This is a genomic window from Gordonia sp. p3-SID1431 (genome assembly GCF_025143765.1).
GTDB classification, from domain to species: Bacteria; Actinomycetota; Actinomycetes; order Mycobacteriales; family Mycobacteriaceae; genus Gordonia; species Gordonia hongkongensis.
In genome coordinates this window covers 10749-34485 of sequence record NZ_JAMBDT010000053.1, presented here as the reverse complement: position 1 = coordinate 34485, position 23737 = coordinate 10749, and the positions used below count along the sequence as shown (strand labels likewise).

The window sequence follows — 23737 nt, the reverse complement described above, 5'->3', positions numbered from 1 at the left end:
AACGACCCGACCACCCCAACCCCACCTCCACACCACGCGACCAACCCTCGATGGCGGCGCGCTCGGTGGCGTCGACGAGGTCGATGTCGCCGACGATCACGTCGGGATCGGCGAGGCCCGCGTCGAGGACGTCGACGATCCGCGCACCGATGCGTCGCACCGTAGGCTCGTCGAAGAGGTCGGTGGCGTACACGATCCGGCCGGCCAGGCCGGCGAGGGCACCGGCGTCGTCCCGATCGGCGGACATCCCGATCATGAGGTCGAACCGGGCAGCGGGCGCACCGGCCTCGACGGGCGTGATCGTCAGGCCCGGCGCGGACAACTCCCCCACCGAGGTCTGTTCGAGGGTCAACAGCACCTGGGTCAGCGGCGCGAACGCCTCGCTACGCGCCGGGGCGAGGGCATCGACGAGGTACTCGAACGGCACGTCGGCAGCGGCGAACGCATCGAGGTCGGTGTCGCGCACCAACCGGACCAGTTCCTCGAAGGTGGCCGATGCGTCGACCTCCGTGCGTAGGACCAGAGTGTTGACGAACATGCCGATCAGGGCGTCGAGTTCGGCACGGCCACGGCCGGCCACCGGTGAACCGACCGCGATGTCCGACGTCCCCGACAACCGGGACAGCACCACCGCGACCGACGCGTGCACGACCATGAACACGGTCACGCCGTGGGCGCGGGCGAACGACTCGATGCGGGGTGCGAGACCCTCGGGCAGGTCGAGGTCCACCGCCGCACCGCGGAGGGACGCCACCGGCGGCCGGGGTCGGTCGGTGGGCAACTCGAGGACCTCGGGCAGGCCGGCGAGGTGATCGCGCCACCAGCGCGACTGCCTGCCGAGTTCGGAGTCCGGATCGTCGATCGAGCCCAGGGCGCGCTCCTGCCAGAGCGCGACGTCCGCGTAGTGCACCGAGAGCGGAGGACGGACAGGCGCGCGACCCTCGACGCGGGACCGGTACGCGTGCAGGAGATCGTCGACCAGGGGCGCCAGTGACTCGCCGTCGGCGGCGATGTGGTGCAGCACGACGACCAGCACGTGGTCGTGTGCACCGCGGTCGTCGGCACCGCGGTCGTCGGCACCGCGGTCGTCGGCACCGTGGTCGTTGGCTCGGAGGATGCCCGCACGGATCGGGAGGTCGCGGGTGACGTCGAACGGTTCCGCGGACAGCGTCTCCACCCCGGCGGTCCGCCACCACTGATCGACGGTGACGTCGTCAGCCGCTGCGATGTCCTGCCACGGTCGGCCATCCGGGCCCTGTGGGTAACGCGTCCTCAGCACCTCGTGCCGGTCGATCACATCGGCGAGTGCCGCGCGCAAGGCGACGACGTCGAGACGACCACGCACCCGTAGGGCGAACGGGATGTTGTAGGCCGATGACCCGGGATCGAACTGGTTGATGAACCACATGCGTTGCTGCGCCGGCGACAACGGGAGGCGGGCAGGACGCGGGATCGAACCGAGGTCTGCTGTCCCGGCGGGTGAACCGCTGTCGGTGCGACGGGTCGCGTCGACGAGAGCAGCCATCGCGCGCACGCTCGGTGCATCGAAGAGTTCACGAACGCCGAACGGCACACCGAACACGTGAGCGACCCGCGCCGCCACCCGAGTGGCCGACAGTGAATGTCCGCCGATCTCGAAGAAGCTGTCCGTCACCGAGATCGCCGTGGCGTCCCCACCACGGCCGAGCACCTCGACGACCATGCCGGCGATCGCGCGCTCGGTGTCCGTGTCCGGTTCCACCCGTCGAGTGGAGAAGAGATCCGGTGCGGGCAGGGCTTTTCGGTCGACCTTGCCCGCGGTGTTCAGCGGCAACGCGTCGAGCACCATGACGGTGTCGGGAACCATGTACGACGCGAGCCTGCGGGCGGCATGGTCTCGTAGCCGCGACACCGCCGACTCGTCGGGTCCGGTGACGTACGCGACCAACCGGTCGTCGTGCACCACCGCGACTGCCGAGACCACGTCGTCGGCGCTCGCGAGGACGGTTTCGATCTCCCCCAACTCGATCCGCTGCCCCCGCAACTTCACCTGAAAATCAACACGACCCACATACTCCAACTCACCCACACCACTCCACCGCACCCGATCACCCGTCCGATACAACCGCACACCCACCCCACCAAACGGATCCGCCACAAACCGCTCCGCAGTCAACCCCGCCCGCGACGCATACCCCCGCGCCACCTGCACACCACCCAGATACAACTCACCCACCACACCCACCGGCACCGGACGCAACCGCGAATCCAACACCCACACCGACACATTCGGCACCGCCCGACCAATCGGCACCACCACCTCACCACCCGACACCACATACGACGTCACATCCACCGCCGCCTCAGTCGGCCCATACAAATTCACCACCCGCACCCCCGGCACCAACCCCCGCAACCCCTCCACCGCACCCACACCCAACGCCTCACCCGAACAAAACACCTGACGCAACGACCCCAACCCCGAACCCTGCAGCACCGACTCCTGCGGCACCGACTCCCCGAGAGCATCCACAAACACCGACAACATCGACGGCACAAAATGACACACCGACACCCCGAACCGCTCCACCACCGACGCCACATACCACGGATCCCGATGACCACCCGGCTCCGCCACCACCACCGAAGCACCAACCATCAACGGCCAGAACAACTCCCACACCGACACATCAAACGACACCGGCGTCTTCCACAACACCACATCCCGCCCCTGCAACCCGAACAACGACTGCATCCACCCCAACCGATTCACCACCGCAGCCTGCGACACCGTCACACCCTTCGGCCGACCCGTCGACCCAGACGTGAACAACGTGTACACACCCGCACCACCCGGCACCTCCCCCACACCCGACACCACCTCACCCAACAAACCCACACCCAACCCCTCACCAACCACCACACCATCAACCGAAACACCCACCCCCTCACCACAATCCACCACAACACGCCGCACACCCCCAACCCCCGAAACAACACTCCCCCCACCCACATCCCCCGCCCGCACCAACACCACACCCACACCCGCCGTCGACAACATGAACCCCACCCGCTCCGCAGGCGCATCCACCTCCACCGGCACATACCGACCACCCACAGCCACCACCGCATGCACCGCCACCAACAACTCCAACGACCGCGACATCACCACACCCACAGCCGAATCCACACCCACACCCAACCCCGACAACTCCCGCGCAACACCCCCCACCAACCCACCGAACTCCCCATACGACACCACCCGACCACCCACCCGCACCGCCACCGAACCCACCGACAACCCCACCCGCTCAGCAACCACCGACCCCACCGAACGACCCGACCACCCCAACCCCACCTCCACACCACGCGACCAACCCTCGACCGTCGGGCGCAGGGCAGTCGGCATCGGGTCGAGCGCGGCCACCGGCAGGGACGGGTCGTCGATCACCGCGTCGAGCAGGTCGGTCAGCATGGCGGCGACCGTCTCGGCGACACCCTCGCCGACGACGGACAGATCCGTCTTGACCGTGAGGCAGAGGTCGTCGCCCTCCGGTGCGGCGATGAGCGCGAGCGGATAGTGCGTGGCGTCGGACGTGCTCACGTCGCGGATCTCGAGACCCGAGGTCCGCGACCCCGCCACGACCGTGTCCACGTCGACCGGATACGACTCGAAGACCACGAGGGTGTCGAACAGGCGCGGGTGGCCGGTCGCCGCGGTGATGTCGCCGAGTCCGACGAACTGGTGGTCGAGCATGCGGGCGCGGGCATGGTGCAGTTCACCGATGAGAGCGGCCGGCGATCGACCCGGTGCGACGTCGGCAACGACCGGCACGGTGTTGATGAACAGGCCGATCATGCCGTCGGCACCGTCGAGGTCGGCGGGCCGCCCCGACACCGTCTCACCGAAGACGACTCGTTGCTCGCCGGTGAAGCGGGACAACACGATCGACCATGCCGCATTCAGCACGGTGCTCGTCGTCGTGCCCAGCGTCCGCACCGTCCGTTCGAGGGCGGCCCGGGTGGTCGCGGACACCCGCGCCGTCACCTCGTGCCGCCGGGGCTCGCGGTCGGCACCGGGGTGCACCTGTGGACGGACCAGCGTCGGAACGATGTCGGCGAGATGCTCGCGCCAGGCGGTGATCGCGGTCGCGGCGTCGCGTCGGTCGAGCCAATCGAGGTAGGACTCGAAGTCACGTGCCGGCGTGATCGCCGGGCGTCCGAGGTGGGCCGCGAGGAGGTCGGCGACGAGAATCGGCCCCGACCATCCGTCCAGGATGATGTGGTGTGCGGTGATGACCAGTGTGCACGCGGGGCCCGTCACCGTGTCGTGGGACACCGCGGAGAACCGGATGAGCGGCGGGTCGTCCAGGACAAACGGGCGTCGTAGGTCCTCGTCGGCGATCTGCACGATCCGCGAGGCCGCGTCGGCCATGCTCAGACCGGTGAGGTCCACGCCGCGGAAGTCGGGCTCGGTCACCGCGGGATGATCGGCCGGGGGTACCACCACGACCAGTCGACCCGACGGCGTGCGGGTGAACCCCGAGCGCAGTACACGTTGCCTGGTCAACAGCTCACGGACGGCCGGCAGGAGCATGTCGGCGGGGTGAGCTCCGTCGAACTCGATGACCGACTGGGTCACATAGGGATCGACGCCGACCAGCCGCTGGGCTTCGTAGAAGAGCCCCTGTTGGAGCGGCGTCGGCGGCCAGATCGCGTAGCGACCGCGCGTCCGTGCTGCGCGTGTCCGGGTGGCGAGCACGTGGTCGATGTCCGTCTGGTCGAGCCCGCCGATCACGTCGGTCTCGCTCGGACCCGGGTCGCCCACGGCATCCACATACGCGGCGAGCGAGGACAGTGCAGATTCCCAGCGATCGGCGATCCCGCCCAGCGCGGGCTCGTCGAACAACCCCTCGGGTGCCGTGAGGTCCACTCGCAACTCCCGACCACCCGCGGTCGCCACCGAGGCGGCCGTCACGGTCAGCGCCGCCAACGCGATCATGTCTCCCCGAACCGACGGCGGAAGCGGCGGCGCGTCACCGATCGGCACGAAATCCGTTGCCGTCGAATCGGTGTCGTCGATGTCTCCGCCCCCTAGCAGACCCAGGTAATTGACCGTGATCGGCGGGAGGGGCCGGTTTCGCAGCGGCGAGCCGGGACGCAGCCATCGCAGCGGCCCGAACGCGATGCCGTTGTCCGGCATTCGCGACTGAGTGTCCTTGAGCGCCTTGACCATCGTCGCCAGACGATGACCGGGGGTGGCCTCCGCGGCGGCCTCACCTCGTGCTGCCGGGGCGGTCGCCTCCACCGGCCCGGGGACGTCGACGCTCACGGGTACGAACGAGGTGAACCATCCGACCGTCTCGGTCAGGTCGGCGCCGGGTGCGATGCCCTCTTCGCGGCCGTGGTTCTCGATCACCATCGACACCGGACCGGACGCCGTGACCGGATCCCGCAGCGCGAATGCCACGGCCGCGGCCACCACGGTGTCCGGGCGCGCACCGAACGTCTCGGTGACCGTGCCCAAGACCCGCTCTGCCAGAACGGCTCCGACGGTGCGGGACACCGAGATCGTGGTCGCGAGACGGTCCCGGGCCCGGTCGGTCTCCCACTCCGCCGGGGTCGGCGGCAGCTGGCGCGACCACCACTCGATCTCCTCTGCGCGATCGGCGAGTCCCGCCAGCACACCCGACCAGCGCCGGAACGAGGTACCCGAGGCCGCGAGGCCCGGCGTCTCCCCGTTGCGGTACTGCCACCACGCGCGTCCCAGACCCGCCACGATGGTCGGCCACGACACGGCGTCGACGCCGAGATGATGGGCGGCGACGACGAGTCGGCCGGTGCCGTCGGCGAAGCGGACGCCGATCGCCGCGACCAGTCGTCCGTCGGCCGGCGACAAGGTCGCGAGGGCGCGCGCATGGGCTGCCCGGATGGCGCTGTCGACGGAGCGCGCCGGCGTCGATGGCCGGCTCGATGTCGAGATGTCCGAGCGGTCGAGGATCTCGACCGTGATGTCACCCGGGTCGCCGTCGCCCGCCACGACGACCGGACCCCCGACGGAGTCGGTCCGCAGCGATGCCGTCAGCATCGGATGGGCCGCGACGACCGCGGTCACCACCGCGCGGACGGCGGCCTCGTCCGCCTCGACCGGCAGCGCGAGCACCGTGCTCTGCGAGAAGTCCGCGAGATCGTCCGGGTCGTCGGCGAGGTCGAGCATCCACGCCAGGCCCGGGGTCATCCCAACCGGACCGACTGCCCCGCCCGGTATTTCGTCGAGTTTCCGGATCGCCTCCGTCTGTGCACGACGGGCCAGCTCACGGATGGTCGACGCCGCGAACACATCGCGCGGGGTCAGATGGAGCCCCGCGGCGCGCAGCATCGACGTGAGGCGGATGGATGCGATGGAGTCCCCGCCGAGTTCGAAGAACGACCGGGTCACCGGGACGTCCTCGACCCCGAGGAGTGATGCAACGATTGCGGCGACGGTCCGTTCCGCGTCGTCGGCGGGTGCGGCGACGGTCCGTTCCGCGTCGTCGGCGGGTGCGGCGTCGGCGTGGACGGCTTCCGACAACGGGTCGAAGCGCGGCGCCGGCAGCGATTTCCGGTCCAGTTTGCCGGTGCTGCCGAGCGGCGCTTCGGTCAGCGGCACCCACAGTGTCGGCCGCATGTACACCGGCAACGACGCGGTCACCGCCTCCCGCGCGCGTGCGATGAACTCGTCCCCGTCCGGTCCACCGCCGCCGGGTCCGATGAGATATCCCACCAGGTGGTCCGAACCGCCCGGGGCGCTCGCGACGGTGACCACGGCCTGGCGTACGCCGTCGATGCCGGACAGGACCGCCTCGATCTCACCGAGTTCGATTCGCTGTCCGCGGAGTTTGACCTGGAAGTCCCTGCGTCCCAGATACTCCAGGTCGCCCGCACGGTTACGCCGGACGAGGTCGCCGGTGCGGTACAGGCGTCGGCCGCCGCCTGCGGGATCGGCGACGAAGCGTTCGGCGGTGAGGTCCGGCCGCGCCGCATATCCGCGGGCGAGCTGGACGCCTCCCAGATACAACTCGCCGGTGACGCCCGCCGGCACGGGACGTAACCGTGCGTCGAAGACGAACGTCTGGGTGTTCCACACCGGCCGCCCGATGGGCACCACGTCGGCGCCGGGGTCTGGAGTCGCGACGGCGACCTCGACGGCGGCTTCGGTAGGACCGAACAGGTTGGAGACGCGTACGTGTGGGAGTGCGGCGCGCGTCGCCCGCAGCGTCCCCGGTGGCAGGGCCTCACCGGAACAGTAGAGGTGTCGCAGGCTCGGCAGGAGCGAACTCGCATCGTGCCGAATGTCACCGGCGCCGGGAGCGGAGCGAGCGGGCCGAATGTCACCGGCGCCGGGAGCGGAGCGAGCGGGCCAAATGTCACCGGCGTCGGGAGCGGAGCGAGCGGGCCGGATTTCGTCGATGAAGACGGCGAGCAGTGACGGTACGAAGTGCACCGTGGTGATCTGCTCGGCGTCGATCAGCCGAGCCATCGAATGCGGATCGAGATGGGCGTCGTCGGGCGCGATGACCAACCGGGCGCCGGTCAGCGCCGGGGTCAGCAGTTCGGGCACCGACACGTCGAAGGTGAAGGGCGTCTTCAGGAGGATCGAGTCGTGCGGTCCGATCCCGAATTCGTCGACTCCCCATCGCAATCGGTTGAGTACGGCGCGATGGGACACCGTGACGCCCTTGGGTCGGCCGGTGGACCCCGACGTGAAGATGGTGTACGCCGCGTGGTCGGGGCGCAGTATCGACAGACGTTCGTCGGCGGCGACCGGGACGGTGTCGAGGTCGACCGGGTTCGCGGCGTCCACAACGATCGCGCGGGCGACAACTTGCGCCGCGGGCGCCCGGTCGTCGCAGATCAGCGCGATCCTCGCGTGCGCGGTGTCGACCATGTGGCGAACGCGGTCGGAGGGAGCGTCGGGTGCCACCGGTATGTACTGACCGCCGGCGGCGAGTACCGCATGGACCGCGATGACCAGTTCGATCGACCGCGGCATGCACACCGCGACGCAGTCCTCCGGGCCGATCCCGAGCGCGATGAGTTCCCGCGCGAGGGTGGCCACCCGCGCCGCGAACTCGCGCTGGGTGAGAGTGCGGTCCCCGAAACGCACCGCGACTGCCTCCGGCAACCGCAGCTGGCTGGCGGCCGTGATCGCCGCCGGGATCGTGAGGGCGGGCAGGACGACCGCGGGACCGACCGAGAGCTGCTGTTGCGCATCAGCTTCAGCTGCGGTGAGGATCGGGACGTCGGCGACCGGCAGGTCGGCGTCGTCGGCGAGCGAGCTGAGTGTCGCGGACAACGCCGCGGAGATCATCTCCGCGGTCGCCGGGTCGAACAGCACAGTGGCATAGGCGATCGAGCCGGTCAGCCCACCGTCGGCGGTTTCGCGGAAACCGATGGTGAGGTCGAATTTCGCGGCGGTGTCCTCGATCTCGACGAACTCGGTGTCGAGACCGGCCAGTGTGCCGAACGCGGGTCTGCCGCTCGTGGAGTGGACGAGCAGCACCTGGGCGAGCGGCTCCACGTTCTCGATGCGCTGCGGGTTCACCGCGTCGATCACCCGCTCGAACGGCACGTCGGCGTTGTCGAACGCCGCGAGGTCGGCGTTCTTGACCTGCTCGAGCAACGCGCCGACGGTGACGTGCGGCTCGACGTCGACCGACAGGATGACGGTGTTGACGAACATGCCGATCAGCTGGTCGATCTCGCGTCGGCCTCGTCCTGCGACGGGCGTGGCCACGGCGATCCGGTTCGTCGACGTCAGGCGCGCGAGGACCGCGGCGGTGGCCGTGTGCGCGACCATGAACAGGGTGGCACGGCGGGCTGCGGCGCGTCGGCGCAGTCGCGACACGACGGCCGCGGGCAGCGACCACCGCACCGTGGCCGCGCGTCCGTCGCTTTCGGCGGGGCGCGGGCGATCGATCGGCAGCGGGAGGATGTCGGGCAGACCGGTCAACCGCTCGACCCAGAACCGCAACTGGCGCGCGATCAGGGAGTCGGCGTCCGCGGGGTCACCGAGCCGATGTCGTTGCCACACCGCGTAATCCGCGTACTGGAAGCGCAGGGCCGGCCAGTCCGGCGCGCGGCCCGACCGCCTGGCCGCGTACGCCCGCGCGATCTCGGCCGCCAGCACCGGTGCCGACTCACCGTCGGCGGCGATGTGGTGCAGCGCGATGACGAGTACGTGGTGATCCGCCGACGCGGTGATGACGCGCACCCGCACCGGTAGGTCCGTCGTCACGTCGAACGTGGTCGTGACGAGTTCCTGGATCTCCTGGTCGACGACCTCGCCGGATGATGCGACGGCCCGCGGCGGGACCACGGTGTGCCCGATCTTGATGCGCCCGGCCCAGTCGGTGGGTGCATGCGCCACGGGTTCGACACCGACGGCGCGAGCGCCCGTTTCGGCCGACGCGGACCCGGCCGCGATGGATTCCGCGCCGGTGTCGCCGTCGGGCGTCGTCGTCGGGTAGATCGTGCGCAGCACCTCGTGGCGGTCGACGACGTCGAGGATCGCCGTCCGCATCGCGGACACGTCGAGGTCCCCGCGCAGACGGACCACGATGGGGATCACGTAGGCGGCAGAGTGCGGATCGAACTGGTTGAGGAACCACATCCGGCGCTGGGCGTACGAGACGGGTACCGGGTCGGGCCGGCGGATCGCCTCGAGCGCGGGCAGATCGGCACCGCGACCGTGTTCCCCCGCATCGACGGCGGCGGCCAGCGCCCGGACCGTCGGCGTCTCGAACAGCGCGCGGACTCCGATCTCCACACCGAGCGAGCCACCCAGGCGGGCCACCACCCGGGTCGCCGACAGCGAGGTGCCGCCGAGATCGAAGAACGACGCCTCGGCCGACACCTCCTCCGCGGCATCGAGTCCGAGGACCTCGGCGTAGACCGCAGCGACCGCCTGCTCGGTTGCCGTCGACGGCCGGACGTGGACGTGTCCACCGAAACGCGGTGTGGGCAACGCCCTGCTGTCGAGCTTTCCGGTGGCCGTCAGCGGGATGTCGTCGATCGGCACGATCACGGTGGGCACCATGTGGGCGGGGAGCCGTCGAGCCGCGTGGGTCGCGACGTCTGCGGTGTCGGGCGCAGCGCCGGCGACACCATGGACCCAGGACACGAGGACCGTCTCACCCGAGGTCGGGTGCTCGATTCCGGCGGTCGTCGAGAAGTCCACCCCGGGGTGCTCGCCGAGAACGGCGTCGATCTCACCGAGCTCGATCCGGAAACCCCGGATCTTGACCTGGAAGTCGCTGCGGCCCAGGAAGTCCAGCGTCCAGCGGCCGCTCCGTCGGCGCCATCGTACGAGATCACCGGTCCGGTACATCCGCTCGCCCGGCGCGCCGAACGGTGCCGCGACGAAGCGCTCGGCGGTCAACGCGGTCCGGCCGACGTAGCCGGCGGCGAGGGCGGAACCCGCCAGATACAGTTCCCCGGCCACGCCGGCGGGAACGGGATGCAGGCGGGGATCGAGAACTGCGGCGGTGACACCGGCGATCGGACCACCGATGGTGACCGCGGAGTCGGGCCGCATCGGTGCCGACGACGTCGCCCAGATGGTGGTCTCGGTGGGACCGTAGAGATTGTGCATCGAGCGACCGGCGGACCAGGCCCGGACCAGTTCCGGCGAACAGACGTCACCGGCGACGGAGATGACCTCGAGATCGGGGAACCCGGTGCCGGTCGCCGCGCCCGATCCGGTGACCGCCTCGGACACCGTGGCGAGGGCGGTCGGGGTGATCGTCGCGTGGGTGATACGCTCCCGCCGCAGGATCGCCGCGAGTTCGGTGCCGCCCGTGACCCCGCCGGGCACCACGACCATGGTCGACGCGGCCGCCACCGCGACCAGCGTCTCGAACACCGCGGCGTCGAAACCCGGTGCCGCGAAGCGGAGTACGCGCGCCGCCGGCGTGAGCCCGAATCTCGCACGGGCATCGGCGATCAGATCGGCAAGCCCGCGGTGGGTGACCGCGACGCCTTTCGGCCGGCCGGTCGAGCCGGACGTGAAGATGACATAGGCCGTCTCGTCGGGGCGCGGACGTCGGGCGGACGCGACTCCGGTCTCGTCCGGATCGCCGGGCTGTTCGGCGACAACCCAGTCCACCGCCGCAGCCGCCGGTCGCAGCCCGGCGACGACCTCGGACGAGGTGACCCCGAGACGCGCGTCGACGGTGTCCAGCATGTAGCGCAGGCGCTCCCCGGGCAGGCCGGGGTCGACGGGCGCCACCGCCGCGCCCGTGCGCGCGATCGCCCAGAACCCGACCGTGCCTTCGAGAGATCTCGGTGTGGCGAGGGCGATCACGGCGTCCGGCCCGGCGCCACGCGCACGGAGTACGTCGGCCAGCCGGCGCGTACGGAGGTCGAGCTCGGTGTACGTCAGGTGCTGCCCGTTCTCGGTGACCGCGATGCCGTCGGGATTCACGGCGATCGCGGCGTCCAGCAGGTCGGCGAGCGTCGACCTCGCCGACGCGAGACCCGGTGCCGCGATCACCGCATCCAAGTGATCGTCTCCGGTGGACAGGTCGCCGACCGGCGTGTGCGGCTCGTCCACCACCGCTCGCGCGATGGCGGTCATCCGACGGACGAACGCGTCCACCGTGCCGGCGTCGAAGAGGGCGGTGGCATAGGTGACGATCACGCGCGTGTCGTCGGCCGGGCTGCGGCCCGGCTCGTCGAGGACCGTGATCTGCAGGTCGACCTTCGCGGTGGTGACCGGGGCCTCGATCTCGGAGACGACGAGCCCCGGCAACTCGACGGTCGGCCGTGCGGCGTTCTGGAATGCCAGAGCGACCTGGACCAGCGGCGGGTGCGCGGTGTCGCGTACCGCGACGACCTCGTCGACGACAGTCTCGAACGGCAGGTCGGCGTGATCGAGTGCGGTCACGTCGATCTCGCGGATGTCGTCCAGCAGATCGGTGAACGAGGCCGCGCGACGCACCCGGCTGCGCAGCGCCAGCGTGTTAACGAACATCCCGATCAATGGGTCCAGATCGCGCTCGCCCCGACCCGCGACCGGGGTCCCGATGACGACGTCCTCGTCGGCGCCGGACCGGACAAGAGTGACCGCGAGCAGGGCGTGGACGGCCATGAACATCGTCGCGCCGTGCCGACCGGCGAGGTCTCCCAGAGCGTTCCAGGTGGCGGCGTCGAACGTCGCCGACAGCTCGGCACCCGAGTCGTCCCGGACCGCGGTGCGCGGCCGGTCCACCGGCAACTCGATGAGTGCCGGCACCCCGGCGAGACGGGTTCGCCAGTGGTCGAGCTGACGTGCTGCGAGAGACGTGGGGTCGCCGGCGTCCCCGAGCCGAAGGTGCTGCCACACCGAGTAGTCGACGTACTGGACCGGCAGGGGCGCCCAGCTGGGTTCGCGGCCGGCCGCGCGCGCCTCGTATGCGGTGACGAAGTCGGTGACCATCGGCGCGACCGAGCCACCGTCGCTGATGATGTGGTGCACCACCAGGACCAGGATCACGGCGTCGTCGGCGACGCGGATCAGGCGCGCCCGAACAGGCGCACCGGCTTCGAGATCGAAACCACGACTGGTGATCTCGGCGATGGTGGCCGTGACGTCGCCCTCGCCGGCGCCGCGCATGTCGATCGGGGGTGTCACCCGGACGTCGTGTCGAGGGTCTCCCGCGGGCGCGATGACCTGCTCGGGAACGCCGTCCACCGATACGAATCGAGTGCGCAACACCTCATGTCGCGCAAGCAGATCCGCGAGAGCCGCGGCGACGACCGCAGGGTCCGGGGACCGGTCATCCGCCGCCTCCGGACCCGAACCCGATGCGGCATCGAGGCGGAGCACGGCCGGGATGAGATACCCGGCCCCGCCCGGATCCAGCGTCTCCAGAAACCAGATTCGACGCTGTGCGGGCGACAACGGGAGCACCCCGTCGCGGCCCACTCGGCGCAGGGGCACCCGGCGATCAGCTCCCCCGCTTCCGTCGTGGTCGCGTCCGTCGATGACCGCTCCCAGACCCCGGACCGTCGGATCGGCGAACACTTCTCGCGCGGAGACCGTCGTGCCGAAATGCTCGGCTGCCCGGGCGGCCACCCGGGTAGCGGTGAGCGAGTTGCCACCGAGATCGAACAACGACGTGGTGACCCCGACGTCGCTCACGCCCAAGATCTCGGCGACCAGTGCGGCCAGGGCCTCCTCGGTCGCGCCGGCGGGCGGCTCGGCCTCCGGGCCATCGCCGGACCCCGGATCGGGCAGCGCGCCGCGATCGAGCTTGCCGTTCACGGTGAGCGGCAGTCGGGGTAGCCGGACGAACCGGGTGGGCACCATGTACTCGGGCACCGCGGTCGCCAGGCGCGTGCGGATCTCGCTATCCGACAGCCCGACTGCGTCATCCGCCGCCGAAGCGGCGCCGCCCGCGGCGACGAGGTAGCCGACCAGATGCTCGGTGTCGCCGAGCGTACGGATGTCCGCCCCCGCCGCGTCGACGCCGTCGAGCGCCGACATCGCCGACTCGACCTCTCCCAGCTCGATCCGGAAGCCGCGGAGTTTCACCTGGCCATCGCGTCGTCCCACGAATTCGATGGACCCGTTGCGGGACATCCCGACGTCGCCGGTCCGGTACATCCGACCGCCCGGCGGTCCGAACGGGTCGGCGACGTACCGTGTGGACGTCTGACCGTGCCGGTTCAGGAACCCGCGGGTGACCTGGGCGCCCGCGACGTACAGTTCACCGGGCACGCCGTCGGGCACGGGGGCGAGCCGACCGTCGAGGACGTACACCCGCGAACCGAGCAGCGGGGTCCCGATGTCGGAGGCGGTTGCCCGGTCGACGAATGCGCGCGTCAGTTCCCGACGGGTCATGTAGACGGTGGTCTCGGTGGGACCGTACATGTTGTTCAGTTGCGGGCCCGCGACATCGGCGCCGGGACGGGTCGCCGACCCGTCGGCCGCCCGGTCGGTCTGCCATGTCCGGACATGCTCGTAGTCGAGGAGTTCGCCCGAGAAGTGCAGGCGCCGAACGGAGTCGGGCAATCGACGGCCGAGGGGTGGGCGGACGACCGCCGCGAACTGATAGAACGACGACGGGGTGAAGTTGACGATCGTGACCCCGTGTCGGTCGAACGCCTCGACCACGTCGTCCGGGGCGCGGGTCGTCGCGTGGTCGAGCACGAGGAGACGACCGCCGGCGCGCAGTGCGGCCCAGATCTCGCCGACCGAGACGTCGAACGCGTAGGAGTGGAACATCGACCACACGTCGTCGGGCGAACTCTCCACGACGGCGTCGAGCGCATCGAGCAGCGACACCACGTTGTCGTGGGTGACGACAACTCCTTTGGGGCGCCCGGTGGAACCGGAGGTGTACATCACGTAGGCGCTCGACTGGGCGGTCACGTGCTCCGGCAGCGGTGGGGTCGAGACCGACCGGGCATCGATGTCGTACTGCGCCAACAGGTCCTGCGGCGTGCACAGCGGCGCGGGCATCGCAGCCCAGGCTCCGGCCGTCTCGGCGTCGGCCACGACGGCGACCGGCGACGCGTCCTCGACGATCCCGCGCAGGCGCGCGACCGGATGTGTCCGGTCGAGGGGTAGATAGGCGGCACCGGTCTTGAGAACCGCGAGCAACGCCACGATGAGGTCCACCGAGCGCGGGAGCGCGACCCCCACGAGTGTTTCGGGACCCGCACCACGATCGACGAGGGCGTGCGCCATCCGTTCGGAGCGCTCGTCGAGTTCCCGGTAGGTGAGCGACGCCCCGTCGAGGTCGGCGAGAGCGACGGCGTCGGCACGTCGTCGTGCGGCGATCCGGAAGAGCCCCGGCAGCGACTCGCGGTCACCGAGGCCCAGGATCTCGGTGATCCGCCGGTCGAGTTCATCGACGATTCCGGCCGCGGCGGTAGCCAGTTGCGATCCGCTCAGCCCCGCGCGCGGCATCAGCGCCGTCACCGTCGCGCGGAGGGCGGCGTCGGGCGCGACGCCCCGCTCCGCCAGGGTGATCGCCGAGGCCGAGACCCGGCGGTGCAGAGCACGGAAGGTCACCGGGCCGGCCGCCCCGGACATCGCCTCGTCGTCGCCCGCATGGGCGGCGGCGAGCGCCAGCAGCCGAAGCGCGGACGGGCGGCGCAGCGACGGCTGGGCATGCCCCGTCGAGGTGCGGGGAATCGAGGTGTCCGACGTCACGCGGGTTCCACTCGATTTCGCTGGACCGCGCCCGATCCGGCGCCCGTGTGACCGTGCACCACGGCATCGGCGGCGGACCGCACACTCTCGAAGACCTCGTCGATGGACCGGTCGGCGTCGGCGAGGAGCGTCGCCACGGCGATCGTCAACGCCTCCGCCGGGTCTTCGTCGGGAATCGACATCGACATGGCGACCGCGGTTGCCTCGAGATCGGCAAAGGTCACCTGTGGCGCCCCCGCGACGCCGATGACCGTGTCGGGCGCGACGGCCGCGACCTCCGACACCAGCTCGTGCAGCGGCCGAACGGCATCGGTTCCGCGCACATCCGGCGCGTTCTGCTCCGCCCAGACGGCGAGATCCCCGATCGCAGTGTCCGGCCGTGACACGATGTCGGCCAACAGATTTCGGAATCTCTCGGCGAACAGGGCCACCGTGCCGGGGTCGAAGAGATCGGTATCGAAGGCGATCTGCCCGCCCAACGCGCCGTTCCGGTCGACGCCGTCGGGGTCGCCCGGGTAGAGCATGACCTCGAGGTCCACCTTGGCGGGAAAGGACTCGGGCAGACGCGGCCGGACATGCAGCCCGTCGAGTTCGATGTCCGGGAACTCGAGATTCTGGTACGAGAGCATCACCGAGAACAACGGGTTGCGGCGTCCGCGGCGGACCGACGTACGGTCGGTCCGGGCGAGATGATCGACGATCTCGTCGAAGGACACGTCGGTGTGACCCAGGTCGGCGAAATCATCGGTGTGCACCCGTCGCAAGAGCTCCGCGAACGGCTCGTCGAGGCGAAGCCGCGTACGCAGGGGCACCGTGGTCGCGAGCATCCCCACCATGTCAGTCAGGGCGGGATCATCACGACCGGCGAACGGTGTGCCGATGACGATGTCGTCGCTTCCCGACAACCGCCCGATCAGGACCGCGATCGCCGCGTGCAGGACGGCGAACTGCGTCGTGTTGCCCACCCGCGCCATCTGACGGAGCATCGTCGCGGTCGACGACGGGATGTCGAGATCGACGACTCCGCCCACATGGCGGGGCTCCACGGGCCGGGGCCGGTCGGTCGGGATCGTCGCCGGCTCCCCCGCCCGATCCAGACGCTGCCCCCAGTACCGCAGTTGACGCTGCCGTTCCGTCTCCCCGTCGGGCCGCGTGGTCTGCAGGCGCTCGGCGTGCCAGATCGCATAGTCGGCGAACTGCACGCGCTGCCCCACCGCACTTCTCGATCCGGCTCGCCCCGAGATGCGGGCGGAGTAGAACTCGGCGAGGTCGCGGGCCAGCGGGCCGAGCGACCCACCGTCGGCGTTGATGTGGTGGACGACGAACACCAGCACGTGCCGGTCCGGGCTCACCCGCAGGATCGTCGCGCGGACCGCCGGGGGGCCGGTCAGGTCGAAACCAGCTCCGACGACAGCGGCGACCTCGGCGCCCAACCTGTCCTCGGCGGGCATGTCGGGCCGGTCACCGGCGAGATCGACGAGCGGAATCCGCAACGCGTGCACCGCATCCGCAGCGGGAATGATGAGTTGCACCGGTGTGCCGTCGTGCAGCGGGTAACGGGTGCGCAGCGACTCGTGCCGCGCGACGAGGTCACCCACCGCGCCCGTGAGGGCCGGGACGTCGAGCCGGCCGTCGAGTTCCAGGGTCAGGCCGACGTTGTAGGCAGGCGAGGCCGGATCGGTCTGATTGATCGACCACAGGCCGCGTTGCACTCCCGTGAGGTCGACGACATGAGTGCGTTCGCGCGGCGTCAGCATGCGTCCCGAGACCGCCCGGTCTGCCGTCGCCACCGCCGCCACGAAGTCCGCGACGGTCGGGTTCTCGAAGAGCAGCGACATCGGCACGCGGCGTCCGACATGCTGTTCGACGCGATAGGCGACCTTGGTCGCCGACAGCGAGCTCCCGCCGAGTTCGAAGAACCCGTCGTACACACTGACCTCCCGCAGACCGAGCACGTCGGCGAAGATCTGGGCCACGACGCCCTCGAGCCGGCTGCGGGGGCCGACATATTCACGTGCGGGCGAGATCTCCACCGCGGGCAGGGCGCGGCGGTCGACCTTGCCGGTCCGGGTCATCGGCAACTCGTCGAGCACCACCACGGTGTGCGGTACGAGGTGCGACGGCAGGCGGGCGGCGGCGTGGTCGAGGATGTGCTCGGGTGCGGGGACCCGGTCGGCAGGGGCGGTCACATACGACACCAGCACCGTGTCCCCAGCGGGAGTCGTCGTTCCGACGGTGACCGCGATGTCCACGTCGGGATGACTTGCGAGCACGCCGTCGACCTCGCCGGGTTCGACCCGCATGCCGCGGATCTTGATCTGGAAGTCGTTGCGCCCGTGGTAGACGATGTCGCCGGACGGTGTGCGCGTGACGAGGTCACCGGTGCGGTACATCCGCCCCCCGGTCTCGAACGGATCGGCGACGAACCGGCCCGCCGTCAGTCCGGGACGACCGTGGTAGCCGCGCCCGAGTGCCCGTCCCGACAGGTACAGCTCACCCAGGACACCGTCCGGCACCGGACGCAGGCAGGCGTCGAGGACCCGGACGCCGACTCCGGCGATCGGCCCACCGATCGTGACCGGTTCCGCGGGCCGGAGGGGCGCGGAGGCGGTGGCCCAGATGGTGGTCTCGCTGGGACCGTAGAGATTGAGCAGCGGGCGGCCGGCTGCATGCCACCTCGCGACCAACTCCGGAGGGCAGGCCTCGCCCGCCACCATCACGACCGAGAGTTCGGGCACCGCGGCAGGATCGAGAGTGGCGAGCGCGGTGGGCGTCATGATCGTGTGGGTGACCCGGTGACGGGCGATGATGGTCGCCAGCTCGGGACCGGCGAACACCTCGGGTGGGCTGATCGCCAGCTGGGCGCCCGAACACACCGCGAACACGATCTCCCAGACCGCGACATCGAATCCCGGTGCGGCGACGTGGAGTATGCGCGAGTCCGGGCCCGCGCCCAAGCGATGCTGCTGCTCACCGACCAGTTCGGCGAACCCGGCGTTGGTCACCGTGACGGCCTTGGGCCGGCCGGTGGACCCGGAGGTGAATTGGAGATAGGCCGCGTCGTCGAGGGCGATCGGCCGTACCCGCTCGGCGTCGGCCACCCGGTTCGTCGGCCGTCCGGCGATGCCCAGATCCACCTCGAGGTCATCGAGAACCAGCTGCGCGACCGTGGATCGGGTCGCCGAGGACCCGGCGCCGTCCGTGGTGACGGGATCCGCCGTGATGACCAGAACCGCACCGCTGTCGGCGAGCATCGCCGAACGGCGGGCGGCGGGCAGACGGGAGTCGATCATCACGAAGGCGGCGCCGCTCATGGCCACGCCCAGTACGGCCAGGACCGACCGGGGCGAGCGCGGGATGCTCACCGCGACGACGTCGCCTGGGCCGATGCCGCGTTCGATCAGGACGCGGGCGATCTGATTGGTCGTGGTCGTCACCTCGGACCAGCGGACCGCGCTCTCCCCGAGCAGGGCAGGGGCGCCGGGGTCGGCGCTCGCGAGACCGCGCGTCAGCAGGGTTGCGAGGGTCTGCTCGGGACGCGATCCCCAGGCCGGCGCCGCCAGGGTACGCATCTCGTCCGGGCGGAGCAGGTCGATCGCACCGATGCTCCGCGACGGCTCGTGCACCATCTGCTCCAGGACGAACTCCAGCCGCCGCGCCATGTCGCGCACCGTAGCGTCGTCGAAAAGGTCGGTTGCATAGGCGAATTCGACGTCGTAACGGTCGGTGCGGTCGGTGACCGACACGGTCACGTCGTACTTCGCGGACGGTACCCGGGCATCGAGGACCTCCGCGGACCCGGCCCATCGGGCGAGCTCGGCCAACTGATCGGGTTGAACCGTCAGCGCGACCTGGAACAGCGGCGAGTGCGACGGCGACCGGTGTGGCGCGACAGCGTCCACGACCCGTTCGAACGGGACGTCGGCGCGGCTCATCGCACGCGCGCAGCGGCGATGCGCGGCGGTGACGAAGTCGACGACGGTGTCCCCGGGTTGCAGGGTCGTTCGCAGCACGACGGTGTTGACGAACATGCCGACGAGGTCGGCGAGCGCCGGATCGTCGCGGCCGGCGACCGCGGTCCCGATACTCACGTCGTCGGTGGCGGCCAGCCGACCCAAGGTGATCGCCAGGGCGGACTGGAACACCGCGAACGGGGTGACCGCCAACGATCTCGCGAGCTGCCGGATCCCCGCGGTCAGGCCCGTCCCGAGCACGGTGTCCACATGCGCTCCGCTGCTCGACATCACCCGCGGACGCGGCCGATCGGTGGGCAACTGCAGCAGATCCGGCGCGCCACGCAACTCCCCCCGCCAGAACTCCAGGCCCTCGACCAGAACCGACGACGGCGCATCCGGCGTTCCGAGCGTCTCGGCGCGCTCGACGGCGACATCGGCGTACTGCATCGGCAACGGCGCGAGATCCGGCTCCGCACCCGCGCGCCGACTGTCGTACGCGGTCATCAGATCTCGCAGCAGCGGCCGGAGCGAGTGCCCGTCGGCCGCGATGTGATGAAGGACCAGCACGACGATGTCGCCATCCGGATGACCTGTCAGCAGGCGGTACCGGAACGGGATCTCCTCGGCCAGGTCGAAGCCGACGTCGGTGATGGCGGAGATCGCCTTGTCCACATCGTCTCCGGCGTCGGTCACATGTGTCCCGCTCGCTGCGCTCCCGGCGACAGTGACATGTGTCCCGCTCGCTGCGCTCCCGGCGACGAGTTCAACATGTGTCCCGCCGGCCAGAAGATCGGCAGCCGTGCGCGAGTCCAGGATTCGCTGCTCGGGTTCGCCGTCGACGACCGGGAACACCGTGCGCAGGATCTCGTGCCGGTCCACGACGTCCCGGACCGCCCGGTTCATGGCATCGGCGTCCAGCGCGTGCGCCAGGCGCAGCGCGCCCGACATGTTATAGGTTGACTCGGCCGGCGACATCCGGTTGATGAACCACAACCGGGTCTGCGCCTGCGACAGCGGGATTCGCGCCGGACGCGGTGGCTGCGACCGGGTCGCGGCGGACGGGTCGGACTGCGGGACGACCACGGCGCGTGACGCGAGATCGGCGAGGTCGACCGCGTCGAAGACGTCGGTCAGGGCGATCCCCAGCCCGTGGTCGACACGTGCGCGGGCCACCATCCGGGCGGCGAGCAACGAATCCGCACCCAAAGCGAAGAGATTGTCCGAGACGCTGACCCCCTCACGGTCCAGCGCCTCCTCCACCAGCGACACGATCGCCCGCTCGACCGGGGTCTGCGGCGTCCGGAAACTCGTTGCGGCGGAGCCGAGTACGGGAACCGGCAGCGCGCGTGTGTCCAGCTTGCCCGACCGGGTGGTGGGAAACGCATCGAGGAAGACAATCCCCGGCGGAACCATGTGTCCGGGGAGTCGCCGTCGGCAGTGCGCACGCACAGCGTCGGCATCGAGCAGTTGCCGGGTGTCACCGGCATCATGATCGGCGCGGGATTCGGGCACGGACCCATCCCGGCGAGCACGGCGATAGGCGACGAGAACCGGTGCGGGCCCGAGATCGCGGCGGGCGACGACCGCTACCGCGTCGACGCCCGGGATCGCGGCGATCACCGCCTCCACCTCGCCGGGTTCCACGCGCTGACCCCGGATCTTGATCTGCTGATCGGTTCGTCCCAGATACTCCAGTTCACCGTCGGCAGTCCATCGGACCAGATCCCCGGTGCGGTACATCCGGGCACCCACGTCCCCCCGCGGATCGGCCGTGAACCTGCCTGATGTCAGTCCCGGCGCACCGACGTAGCACGATGCCAGCTGCGGCCCCACCAGATACAACTCGCCGGCGACCCCGACCGGAACCGGACGGAGTCGGCTGTCGAGGACCCGCACCTCGGTCCCCGGTACCGGGTGTCCGATCGGAACGACGGGACCATCCGTCGTGACCCGCTGGGCGGTCACGTCGATCGCCGCCTCGGTCGGCCCGTACAGATTCACCAGTCCGGCACGGGTGGTCGACCGTACGCGCCGGGCGAGCCGGGCCGGCAGCGCCTCGCCCGACGTGAACACCCAGCGCACGTGGTCGGGTAGGGAGAGCCGTTCGTGCGCCATCGTGTCGGTTCCGCCGAAGTCGTCGACGGACTGAGTCGTCGAACCACCGGGGTCCGGTCCGAGCACCACGTCGAGATAGGCATCGAGCATGGACGGTACGAAATGCAGGACGGTGACGCCGGAGCGCGCGATGAGGTCGCGTAGGTACGCGGGATCGCGGTGTCCGCCGGGCATCGCGATCACCATCCGCGCCCCGACGCGCAACGGCCACAGCAACTCCCAGACCGACACGTCGAAGGTCGCCGGCGTCTTGTACAGCACGCCGTCCCCCGCGGCGATCGGGTGACCGTGCTGCATCCACCCGAGGCGTTGCTCGATCGCCCGATGACCGATCTCAACACCTTTGGGGGTCCCGGTCGATCCCGACGTGAAGATGACGTAGGCGGCCAGATCAACCGGAACCCGGGTCTCCCGATGCGGCCGTGCAGTCGGACCGGGAAGCGGGGAGTCGAGACCGGCGATGAAGTGTGCGTCGACGACCAGGGCGGGTTCGACCGCGGCGATGATCGCCTGTCGCCGCTCGTCCGGTTCGGCCGGATCGACGGGCACGTAGGCCGCACCCAGCCCGATCGCGGCATACACCGCGCACACCTGCTCGATCGAGCGTTCCAGTGCCACGACGATGCGATCGCCGCGCCGCGCGCCCAGACTCGTGAATCGGTCCGCGAATGTGTCGCAGGCACGCGCGAATTCGCGGTAGGTGAGGGTGGTGTCGCCGAACGTCACCGCGGCCGCGTCCGGCGTCGACTCGACCTGGCGATCGAAGGCGGCCAGCACGTGCTCACCGACAACGCCGACGGCCGGCCCGCCGGAACCGAGGTGATCCAGGGTTGCCGACTCCCCGGCCATCAGCAGGTCGAGGTCGGTGACCGGCCGGTTCGGGTGCGCGACGAACTGGGTGAGCACGTTGAGCAGGCGACCGCGATGTGCCTCGAGTTCCGCCGACCCGTACAGCGTGGGGTTCGCGTGCAGACCCACTTCCAGCGGGGCCTCCGGGCCGGCCGCGAAGACGTTCATCACCAGGTCTTCGACCAGACCGGCGGACAGCATGTGATAGCGCACGCGGGCGCCGTCGATGACAATCGGCTTGTCGAACAGCAACAGGTTGACCAACGGTCCGAACGACGTACCGCGGGCATCACCGAAACCGGCTGCCGCCCTGATGTCCTCCGATCGATACCGTTGATGGCGCAGACCCGCGGTGATCTCCGCGCTGACCGCCGCGACGACGTCGGCGCACGTCGCCGAGGAGATTCCGTCCACACGCAGCGGCAACATGTTGGAGACCATCCCGGCCGAGTGCCGGACGCGCGCCGTCGTCCGCGCGGTGACCGGCAGACTGAGGACGATGTCGTCGCTGCCGGACATGCGCGCCAGGAACGCGGCGAACGCGGCGGTGAGGATGGCAGCAACCGAGGCGTCGAGATCCCGGGCGCACCGACGCAGCGCCTCATCCAGTTCGGGACCGAGCAGCCCGGCGGAGACGACGGTCTCGTTGCGGACGCCGGCGGTGGCCGGGTGTGCCGCGAGGCTGACCCGCTCGGGGAGCCCGGCGGCACGTTCCTGCCAGAACTCGCGGTCTTTCTCGAACCGCGTGCTCTGCCGGTAGGCGGCGTCGTCGGCGACCACCTCGGCGATACTGGCGCGGCGGACCGGTCGGCGTCCGGTTCGCGGCGGGACCGCGGCAGCGACCTCCGCCGCAGGATTCGGCGCGCGGTGCTCGTTGTAGCGCGCCACCGCTTCGTGCAGGCACATCAGTGCGCCGTATCCGTCGAACGCGATGTGGTGACCGCGCATGTACCAGTACGTCCGGTCGTCGGCGATCCGGATGAAGGCCGCGACGGCGACCGGATCGGCCAGCAGGTCCACCGACCGCTGATGGTCGGCGCGCATCCAGTCGGCGGCGGCCGCTTCGGGATCCGGGTGCGTCCGCAGATCGATGTCGATCACGTCGAACGGTACGGAGAAGTCGATGTATTGCCGAGGCGTGCCGTCGACCTCGATCACACGCGTGTACGCCGTCTGCAGGTCGCGTGCCGCCTCCAGCACTCCCCGACGGAACAGCTCCCGATCGAACGGGCGTCCGTCGTCGACGATGTCGAGGTAGTGCGCGACGGTGACCGAGTGGTCGTCGACCAGGTTCTCGGCAAACCACATGGCGCGTTGGGCCGCGGTCAGCTCCAGTAGATCCGCCCCTCGAGGCGCGCGGGGTGCCCCCGGGCGCCAGTCTCCCCCAGTCCCATCTCGGTGGGACACAGTGTCATCCATGCCTCGTCCGACGTCGGTTTCGGCGATTGGGTCGCTCGACGATGACGCCCCCGCGTCCCCCCGCAGCGATCGTCGAACAGCAACGAATCATACGCGGTACATCGCATCCGCTTCGGAAAGTGATACATCCCGCACGACCGGCCGTTCCCGACGATCGGACGACTTCGAAAACTGGTGTGACAGATGGGAACACCCGAGTGCGATGGAGCCACACTGGTCACTTTCGTACCGTCTGGCG

General features: G+C 70.2%; 2 protein-coding genes. Both read right to left on the bottom strand.

Annotation, left to right across the window (positions count from 1 at the left end; genetic code table 11):
• Nucleotides 1-15160: non-ribosomal peptide synthetase (locus M4D77_RS14350; RefSeq protein ID WP_259936493.1), on the bottom strand; the 15160-nt coding region annotated here is incomplete at its 3' end.
• Nucleotides 15157-23388: an amino acid adenylation domain-containing protein gene (locus tag M4D77_RS14345; protein ID WP_396266586.1), complete on the bottom strand. Its 8232-nt coding sequence runs from the start codon at nt 23386-23388 to the stop codon at nt 15157-15159. The genes M4D77_RS14345 and M4D77_RS14350, both read right to left, overlap by 4 nt.
• Nucleotides 23389-23737: the final 349 nt, after the last annotated feature.

Coding starts and splice junctions, on each gene's coding strand:
- M4D77_RS14345 (WP_396266586.1), bottom strand. CDS start 23,388: ATGTGGTTTGCCGAGAACCTGGTCGACGACCACTCGGTCACCGTCGCG.